Annotated in this window: 8 protein-coding genes; 5 read left to right on the forward strand and 3 right to left on the reverse strand. The window is 54.6% G+C overall.

Features of this window, described 5'->3' with window-relative positions:
* The 5 genes from rlmD to eno form a co-directional block, all read left to right on the forward strand.
* A partial coding sequence (rlmD, locus tag AACS18_RS23530) for a 23S rRNA (uracil(1939)-C(5))-methyltransferase RlmD (RefSeq protein ID WP_258228725.1) occupies positions 1–472 on the forward strand: 472 nt, incomplete at its 5' end.
* Positions 473–703: 231 nt separating this feature from the next.
* A complete protein-coding gene (relA, locus tag AACS18_RS15245) occupies positions 704–2,917 on the forward strand; it encodes a GTP diphosphokinase (RefSeq protein ID WP_005335588.1) in 2,214 nt (737 codons plus the stop codon).
* Between the two features lie 73 nt (positions 2,918–2,990).
* Positions 2,991–3,788, forward strand: coding sequence for a nucleoside triphosphate pyrophosphohydrolase (gene mazG / locus AACS18_RS15250; protein ID WP_108612616.1), 798 nt, complete (start codon positions 2,991–2,993; stop codon positions 3,786–3,788).
* 141 nt (positions 3,789–3,929) lie between these two features.
* A complete protein-coding gene (gene pyrG, locus AACS18_RS15255; protein WP_005335584.1) occupies positions 3,930–5,567 on the forward strand; it encodes a glutamine hydrolyzing CTP synthase in 1,638 nt (545 codons plus the stop codon).
* 89 nt (positions 5,568–5,656) lie between these two features.
* On the forward strand, positions 5,657–6,958 hold the full coding sequence (gene eno, locus AACS18_RS15260; protein ID WP_005335583.1) for a phosphopyruvate hydratase: 1,302 nt from the start codon (positions 5,657–5,659) through the stop codon (positions 6,956–6,958).
* Between the two features lie 112 nt (positions 6,959–7,070).
* Here the strand turns inward: eno and AACS18_RS15265 are convergent, their stop codons facing one another.
* From AACS18_RS15265 to AACS18_RS15275, 3 genes are all read right to left on the reverse strand, one after another.
* Positions 7,071–7,556 carry a GNAT family N-acetyltransferase gene (locus AACS18_RS15265; RefSeq protein WP_108612617.1) on the reverse strand — a complete coding sequence of 162 codons (486 nt, stop codon included), beginning with the start codon at positions 7,554–7,556 and terminating at the stop codon, positions 7,071–7,073.
* 101 nt (positions 7,557–7,657) lie between these two features.
* Positions 7,658–8,206, reverse strand: coding sequence for a hypothetical protein (locus AACS18_RS15270; RefSeq protein ID WP_219927974.1), 549 nt, complete (start codon positions 8,204–8,206; stop codon positions 7,658–7,660).
* 24 nt (positions 8,207–8,230) lie between these two features.
* Positions 8,231–8,578: a hypothetical protein gene (locus tag AACS18_RS15275; protein ID WP_042052364.1), complete on the reverse strand. Its 348-nt coding sequence runs from the start codon at positions 8,576–8,578 to the stop codon at positions 8,231–8,233.
* Positions 8,579–8,877: the final 299 nt, after the last annotated feature.

An 8,877-nucleotide genomic window follows, 5' to 3' on the forward strand; every position in this document is an offset into this window, starting at 1 on the left:
GCAGGCGCTGACATGGCTCGGGGCGAGCAAGGATGACAAGGTGCTCGATCTCTTCTGCGGCATCGGCAACTTCACCCTGCCGCTGGCCCGTCAGGCTCGCGAAGTGGTGGGTGTGGAAGGTGAACTGGCCATGGTGCAGCGGGCCGAAGAGAACGCCCGTCGCAACGGCATCACCAATGCCCGTTTCTACAAAGCCGACCTGAGCGATGACATAGTCGGCATGTCCTGGGCGCGTGAAGGGTTTGATCTGGTGCTGCTGGATCCGGCTCGCCCCGGCGCGTTGGAAGTGATGGGACACGTCGTGAAACTTTCACCCAAGCGGGTGGTCTACGTCTCCTGTAACCCGGTCACCCTGGCGCGGGACAGTCAGGTGCTGGTGAAAGGGGGTTATCGTCTGGTGCGCCTCGGCATGCTCGACATGTTCCCTCACACCGGTCATCTAGAGTCCATGGCGCTGTTTGAACGGGAGTAAATGACTCATCAGTTCGGCGATGCGGATGTGCAATCCGGCATGTCTGCGGCTGTTTGAGCTGGTGTGATTGGGGTAATCTAGACCCTTGTCGTTCGGCAGGGCCTGTTGGCGCGCTCTATTGTCTTTCTGGACAATATGCCTTGAAAAGTGCGCTGGATATCCCCATTTGAGGCAATCTCATGAGGGGAGAAAGTGACAGCTTTCGGCCCGATAATTTAAAGGATTGATACCATGGTTGCGGTTCGCGATATTCATTTGAAAGACAACTTCACCCTGGAAGAGTGGGTCAGCTCGCTCTCCTTGAGTGACAGTGAAAAGGATCAGCTGCGAACCGTCTACCAGTATTGTCTGACGCTCGGTGACGAGGCGCTGACCAGCAAGCTGCTGGTGCGCGGCATCGAAATGGTGGGCATCCTGCAGATGCTCAGCATGGATATCGGTACCCTCAAAGCGGCCATCATCTACCCCTTCGTCGAAGCCGGTCTCATCAGCCAGGAGCGGATGGACGAGGACTTTGGCTCCAAGATCGCCAAGCTGGTGGAAGGGGTGCTGGAGATGGAAGCCATCCGCTCCCTGCAGACCCTCCATCGCAGCGAAACCTCGCCGGAGCAGGTCGACAACGTGCGTCGCATGTTGCTCGCCATGGTCGAGGATGTGCGCGCCGTGGTGATCAAGCTGGCGGAGCGGATCGCCTGCCTGCGGGAAGCGAAGACGGCAGATGAAGAGACCCGGGTGCTGATGGCCCAGGAGATCACCAACATCTATGCGCCGCTCGCCAACCGTCTGGGCATCGGCCAGCTCAAGTGGGAGCTGGAAGATCTTGCCTTCCGTTACCTGCACCCGGATACCTACAAGCAGATCGCCAAGCAGCTCGACGAGAAGCGGCTCGACCGCGAGCGCTATATCCGCGAGTTTGTGCAATCCCTGCGTAATGGCCTGAAAGAGGCGGGAGTTGACGCAGAGGTGTACGGTCGGCCGAAACACATCTACAGCATCTGGCGCAAGATGCAGAAGAAGCACCTCGAATTCAACGAGTTATTCGACGTGCGCGCGGTGCGGGTAGTGACCAAGCGGTTGCAGGATTGCTATGCGGCGCTCGGCATAGTCCACACCCAGTTCCACCACATTCCCCGCGAGTTTGACGACTATGTCGCCAACCCCAAACCCAACGGCTATCAGTCGATCCACACCGTAGTGGTGGGGCCGGAGGGCAAGACCGTCGAGATCCAGATCCGTACCGACCAGATGCATCAGGATGCCGAACTCGGCGTCGCGGCGCACTGGCGCTACAAGGAAGGGGCACAGGCTGGCGGCAAGGCCAACACCTTCGAAGACAAGATCGAGTGGCTACGCAAGCTGCTCGCCTGGCAGGAAGATCTCTCCGAGAGCGGCTCCCTGCTGGAAGATCTGCGCAGTCAGGTGTTCGAGGACAGAGTCTACGTCTTCACCCCGAAAGGGGATGTCATCGACCTGCCGGCGGGCGCCACCCCGCTTGATTTTGCCTATCACGTCCACAGCATGATCGGTCACCGCTGCATCGGCGCCAAGATTGACGGCCGCATCGTGCCGTTTACCTACGCGCTGCAGACCGGCGATCAGGTGGAGGTGATCACCCAGAAAGAGCCGAATCCGAGCCGCGACTGGATGAACCCCAACGCCGGCTTCCTGCGCTCCAGCCGGGCGCGGGCCAAGGTGGCGACCTGGTTCAGAAAACTGGATCGGGACAAGAATATCGTGGCCGGTCGCGAGCTGTTCGAGAAGGAGCTGGATCGCCACAACCTCAGCATGTCCAAGATCGACAAGGGCAACATGCTGCGCCGCTTCAATCTGGAGAGCACCGACGATCTGCTGGCCGGTATCGGCAGCGGTGATATCCGCATCAACCAGGTGCTCAACTATCTCGACACCTGTTACAACAAGCCGACAGCGGAAGAGGAAGATCGCCGCTTGCTGGAGAAGCTGGAGCAGAAGGCCAATGCGCCGATGCGCCACAAGCCCAAAGACCATATCGTGGTGGAAGGGGTTGGCAATCTGATGACCCATATTGCCCGCTGCTGTCAGCCCATTCCGGGGGACTCCATTCAGGGCTTTATCACAATGGGCCGTGGCGTTTCGATCCACCGGGAAGATTGCGAGCAGTTGAAAGAGCTGTCACGTCGCAACCCGGAGCGGCTGATCGATGCGGTGTGGGGGGAGAACTACTCCGGCGGTTACGGCCTCACCATCCGGATCATCTCCAACGATCGCTCCGGCCTGCTGCGCGATATCACTACCGTGCTGGCCAACGAGAAGATCAATGTGATGGGGGTGCGCTCGCGCTCCAACGTGCGCGAGCAAACCGCCGAGATCGACATGGAGCTGGAGATTTACAACATCAACGCCTTCAACCGGGCGTTGGCCAAGCTCAGTCAGCTTAACGACGTGATCAGCGCCAAGCGGCTTTGATATCGAACCGACCGGCCCCAGTGGCCGGTCTGCATTTCCGACCCTTTTTGAACGAGTCGAAAGCGAATATCCCATGTCCCAACGTTACGATCTGCCTCAACTGCTCGATATCATGGCTCGCCTGCGCGATCCGCAAAACGGCTGCCCCTGGGATCTGAAACAGAGCTTCCAGACCATAGTGCCGCATACCTTGGAAGAGGCCTACGAGGTGGCCGATGCCATCGAGACCGAAGATTGGCAGGGGCTGAAAGGGGAGTTGGGGGATCTGCTGTTTCAGGTGGTGTTTTACGCCCAGCTGGGTAAAGAGCGGGGCTTGTTCGACTTTGCCGATATCGTCGATACAGTGAGCGAGAAGCTCATTCGCCGTCACCCCCACGTTTTTTCCGATGCAGATCTCTCCAACGAGCTGGCGGTAAAAGCGAACTGGGAGGCGGAAAAGGCCAAAGAGCGAGCGGCCCTCGACAAAGAGAGCGTGCTGGACGATATCCCGCTCTCGCTGCCTGCCCTGACTCGCGCCGCCAAAATTCAGAAACGCTGCGCCACCGTCGGCTTTGACTGGAAGACGCTGGGGCCTGTGGTGGACAAGATCCACGAAGAGATCGACGAGGTGATGGAAGAGGCATTGATGGCCGATGTGGACGAGGCGCGGGTGAGCGACGAGCTCGGCGACCTGTTGTTTGCCACCGTCAATCTGGTGCGTCATCTGGGCAAGGATCCGGAGCAGGTGCTGCGCGGTGCCAACGCCAAGTTCGAACGTCGTTTTCGTCAGGTTGAGCAGATAATCGCCGCAGAAGGCTTGAAAATGACCGATTGCACCCTCGAAAAGCTCGATGCCGCCTGGGATAAGGCGAAGGAAACCGAGCAAAGTTGATTTGGCGCAAGATGGGGGGGCGGTGAGCCTGATAGATTTTTGCTCATTGTTTGGGAGAGGGGTTTTTGGTATACTGTTTCCCCGTCCTGCTTCATCCCCGAAGCACCCCTTAAAATTCCCTAAACTTCTTTCAGGTTCAGCATGACGACCAAATATATTTTTGTTACTGGTGGCGTTGTTTCATCCCTCGGCAAAGGCATTGCCGCAGCTTCTCTGGCAGCCATTCTGGAAGCCCGTGGTCTGGATGTGACCATCATGAAACTGGACCCGTACATCAACGTGGATCCGGGCACCATGAGCCCGACCCAGCATGGTGAAGTGTTCGTAACCGAGGACGGGGCCGAAACCGATCTGGATTTGGGCCACTACGAGCGTTTCATCCGCACCAAGATGACCCGTCGCAACAACTTTACCACCGGCCGTATCTACGCCGACGTACTGCGTAAAGAGCGTCGTGGTGACTATCTGGGCGCCACCATTCAGGTTATCCCGCACATCACCAACGCCATCAAAGAGCGGGTGATTGCCGGTGCCGAAGGCCATCAGGTTGCCATCGTCGAAGTGGGCGGTACCGTAGGTGACATCGAGTCCCTGCCGTTCCTCGAAGCCATTCGTCAGCTGGCTGCCGAAGTGGGCCGCAACAATGCCATGTTCATGCACCTGACGCTGGTTCCTTACCTGGCCGCTGCCGGTGAAGTGAAGACCAAGCCGACCCAGCACTCCGTCAAAGAGCTGCTCTCCATCGGTATCCAGCCGGATGTGCTGATCTGCCGCTCCGATCGTGCCATTCCGGCCAACGAGCGTGCCAAGATCGCCCTGTTCTGCAACGTGCCCGAGCGCGCCGTCATCTCCATGAAAGACGTCGACTCCATCTACAAGATCCCGGCACTGCTGAAATCCCAGAATCTGGACTCCTACTTCACCGAGCGTTTCGGTCTGGAGTGCAAAGAAGCTGACTTGTCCGAGTGGGAACAGGTTATCTACGAAGAGGCCAACCCGACTGGTGAAGTGACCATCGGTATGGTCGGCAAGTACGTCTCCCTGCCGGACGCTTACAAGTCCGTCAACGAGGCGCTCAAGCACGGTGGTCTCAAGACCCGTCACTCCGTCAACATCAAGTACATCGACTCTCAGGATATCGAGACCCGTGGCGCCGAGCTGCTGGAAGGTCTGGACGCGATCCTGGTGCCGGGTGGCTTCGGTGAGCGCGGTGTGGAAGGCAAAATTCTGGCTGCCCAGTATGCCCGCGAGAACAAGATCCCCTACCTGGGTATCTGCCTCGGCATGCAGGTTGCCATGATCGAATTTGCTCGCAACGTGGCGGGCATGGAAGGGGCTCACTCCTCCGAATTCAAGAAAGATTGCGCCTATCCTGTCGTCGGCCTCATCACCGAGTGGGTGGATGAAGAGGGTAATGTCGAGACCCGTACCGAGAAGTCTGATCTGGGCGGTACCATGCGTCTGGGTTCCCAGCTCTGCCACCTGGTCGAAGATTCCAAGGTGCGTCAGATGTACGGCAGCCCGACCATTTACGAGCGTCACCGTCACCGTTACGAAGTAAACAACAAGCTGCTGCCGCAGATTGAAGCGGCAGGTCTGAAAGTGACCGGTCTCTCCGCCGACAAGAAGTTGGTGGAAATCATCGAGATCCCGGATCACCCCTGGTTCGTGGCTGCGCAGTTCCACCCGGAGTTCACCTCTACTCCCCGTGATGGCCACGCTCTGTTCGCCGGTTTTGTGAAGGCGGCAGGCGAGTATCAGAAGCGTAATTTGAAGTAATTGAAAATAAATGCGGTTGGGGCACTGTGCCACAGCCGCTTTTTTTGGCATATTTTTGTTGTTTTTTTACGAAACCTGAGGAAATACACATGTCCAAGATCGTTAAAGTGATCGGTCGTGAAATCATCGACTCCCGTGGTAACCCGACCGTTGAGGCCGAAGTTCACCTGGAAGGTGGTTTTGTTGGTATGGCAGCCGCTCCGTCTGGCGCGTCCACCGGTTCCCGCGAAGCGCTGGAACTGCGTGACGGCGACAAGAGCCGTTTCCTGGGTAAAGGCGTGCTGAAAGCCATCGAAGCCGTAAACGGCCCGATCGCTCAAGCTCTGCTGGGTAAAGATGCCAAGGACCAGGCCACTGTCGACCAGATCATGATCGACCTCGACGGTACCGAGAACAAATCCAAGTTCGGCGCCAACGCCATCTTGGCTGTTTCCCTGGCTAACGCCAAAGCTGCCGCTGCTGCCAAAGGCATGCCGCTGTACGCCCACATCGCCGAGCTGAACGGCACCCCGGGTGTTTACTCCATGCCGCTGCCGATGATGAACATCATCAACGGTGGTGAGCACGCCGACAACAACGTCGACATCCAGGAGTTCATGATCCAGCCGGTTGGCGCCAAGACCCTGAAAGAAGCCGTTCGCATGGGCGCAGAAGTGTTCCACAACCTGGCCAAAGTGCTGAAGTCCAAGGGCTACAACACTGCAGTTGGTGACGAAGGTGGTTTCGCTCCGAACCTGAAATCCAACGCCGAAGCGCTGGAAGTTATCGCTGAAGCCGTTGCCGCTGCCGGTTACAAACTGGGCACCGACATCACCCTGGCTATGGACTGCGCTGCTTCCGAGTTCTACGACGCAGAGAAGAAAGAGTACAACCTGAAAGGCGAAGGTCGTGTCTTCACCTCCAACGGTTTCTCCGACTTCCTGGCTGACCTGACCACCAAGTTCCCGATCGTCTCCATCGAAGATGGCCTGGACGAATCTGACTGGGAAGGTTTCGCCTACCAGACTGCTGAACTGGGCAAGAAAATCCAGATCGTGGGTGACGACCTGTTCGTAACCAACACCAAGATCCTGAAGCGCGGTATCGACAACGGCATCGCCAACTCCATCCTGATCAAGTTCAACCAGATCGGTTCCCTGACCGAAACTCTGGCTGCCATCAAGATGGCCAAAGACGCTGGCTACACTGCCGTCATCTCCCACCGCTCCGGTGAGACCGAAGACGCTACCATCGCCGACCTGGCTGTTGGTACCGCTGCTGGCCAGATCAAGACCGGTTCCATGAGCCGTTCTGACCGTGTTGCCAAGTACAACCAGCTGATCCGTATCGAAGAAGCGCTGGGTGCCAAAGCTCCTTTCCGCGGTCTGAAAGAAGTTAAAAACCAGGCTTAATTTGCCGGTTTGCCAGCCTCGGCTGGAATGAAAAAAACCGGAACCCTTGGGTTCCGGTTTTTTTATGCCTGCTCCTTGCTGCAACGCCCTGAGAGGCGAGGGCGTTGTCGGGTCAGACCAAAGGCAGCATGCGCTGATAGCGCCCTGCATGCGCCTTGAAGCCCAGCTTTTCAAACAGGGCGATAGAGCGGACGTTATCTGCATCGATATCTGCGGTGAGGTAGGTGACTCCCAGTGTGCTGGCATGGGCGAACAGCAATCCCAGCGCTTCCGACATAAACCCTCTGCGCCAATAGGCCGCATTGAGCAGGCAGCCCACCTCGCAGCTGTGGCCCGCCTCGCTGAAACTGTGCAGGCCGCAGGTGCCGATCACCTTGTTGCCCTCCCGCTCGACAATCGCCCACTCCAGCGACTCACCGGTTTGCTCCAGCCGCACCACGCTCGCCATCATCTGCACCACCATGGCGGGAGAGGTAAAGCAGGGATCAGAGGCAAACTCCATGGTCAGCGGATTGCCATAAATCTCGAACAGATCGGCCGCATCTTGCGGACCCATGGTGCGCAGTACAAGCCGTGATCCGGTTAAGTCTGGCTTCATAAATCTCCTTGGCGCGGGTGTTAGCCAGCAAAGATACAGGTGAATACAGAGATCATGTGAAAGTCGGTCTCTAAAGGAAACTGCTGCTATCACGAATATTGTTATCGTGAAAGTCCGATTACATTATTGCTAATAAAAACTATTGGCCTAATTTTTTTGTTATTCTCACATGTTGCCTGATAAATTATTTGACTGTAACCAAGAGCTAGATCTTCAATAAAATCTTCCCCAATTGTAGGAAATCCATATACGAGAGGCTCGCTTTCTATGATCTTGAATAGATCATACAGGTAGCTGCTAGCTTTATTGTAAACATGTACAACTCCAAATGGCCGATTCATTATAATTTCTTTGTTTAATTCTTCTTCACTAATGATATTGTATTGATCGCCTGTTATGTCAATTGCAATATCATTTATTTCTAGCCAGTAATGGGTTATGTTTTTATTTTTTCCTGTGGCTCCACTTATACCTTTAATCTCCATATTTGGCCATAACAAAAGAAAATGATAGGCTAAAAGCATAGAAGATAACTTACAACTCATAATTGGAAAGCATTCAATTACTAGCTTTGTGTTTTTCTTATCACACCTCTCAAGTAAGCCCCTGAATTTAGTTGCTTCCTCTTTTATTTCAGTGATTGTCGGCAAAAATTGACACTCCTTGATTACACATTATTCTGGGTATAAAACCTTGCCTGTTTCTGTAATGGTAATTATTTTTTTCTTTTGAAGTACTATGGCAATTTTCTCTTTATCTGCATCAGATATTCCACCCTGGAATTGAAACATTGCGCCGATGGAGTTTAGAAGGGTACTTTTCTTTGCCGGCTTTAGTTTCAGCAGTCGCTCAGCGACATAGGTGATATTGTTTATGTCATTGGCCGGTCCTTCCGGTTTTCTTTGCACTGGGTACTCTTCTTCTTCCTGCTTTCTTGCTAATTGAATTAGAAGTTGGGCAAGCCTGAACTTATCTCGGTAGCTAAGTTCTTCGCATATTTTAGCAATTTCTTCGTATTTCATTACTAGTCTCCATGCTGAGCTATTGAATTTAATATAATGCTAATTTACGTTGCCATTAACTTATTGGCACTAAACTCAATATCAAAAAAATAAAGATAGCCATCGAGATTTAAATGGCAGAGTTTTGATAATACCTCTCGAATATTTTTATGTACCTAGTGCAGTAAGCCAGTAAGAGCAATAGTCTTCTCCGTCATAAATAGAAGAACTCAATTGTTCGATGTTTTTTGAACCAATTCTAGCGGTACAGTGCAGACTTACCTCCCTGATAGCAGGTAGTAAAAAACAAACCTCATATC

Source organism: Aeromonas sp. HMWF015, assembly GCF_963878965.1.
Taxonomy (GTDB): Bacteria; Pseudomonadota; Gammaproteobacteria; order Enterobacterales; family Aeromonadaceae; genus Aeromonas; species Aeromonas veronii.

Coding starts and splice junctions, on each gene's coding strand:
- AACS18_RS15265 (WP_108612617.1), bottom strand. CDS start 7,556: ATGAAGCCAGACTTAACCGGATCACGGCTTGTACTGCGCACCATGGGT.
- mazG (WP_108612616.1), top strand. CDS start 2,991: ATGTCCCAACGTTACGATCTGCCTCAACTGCTCGATATCATGGCTCGC.
- pyrG (WP_005335584.1), top strand. CDS start 3,930: ATGACGACCAAATATATTTTTGTTACTGGTGGCGTTGTTTCATCCCTC.
- AACS18_RS15275 (WP_042052364.1), bottom strand. CDS start 8,578: ATGAAATACGAAGAAATTGCTAAAATATGCGAAGAACTTAGCTACCGA.
- relA (WP_005335588.1), top strand. CDS start 704: ATGGTTGCGGTTCGCGATATTCATTTGAAAGACAACTTCACCCTGGAA.
- eno (WP_005335583.1), top strand. CDS start 5,657: ATGTCCAAGATCGTTAAAGTGATCGGTCGTGAAATCATCGACTCCCGT.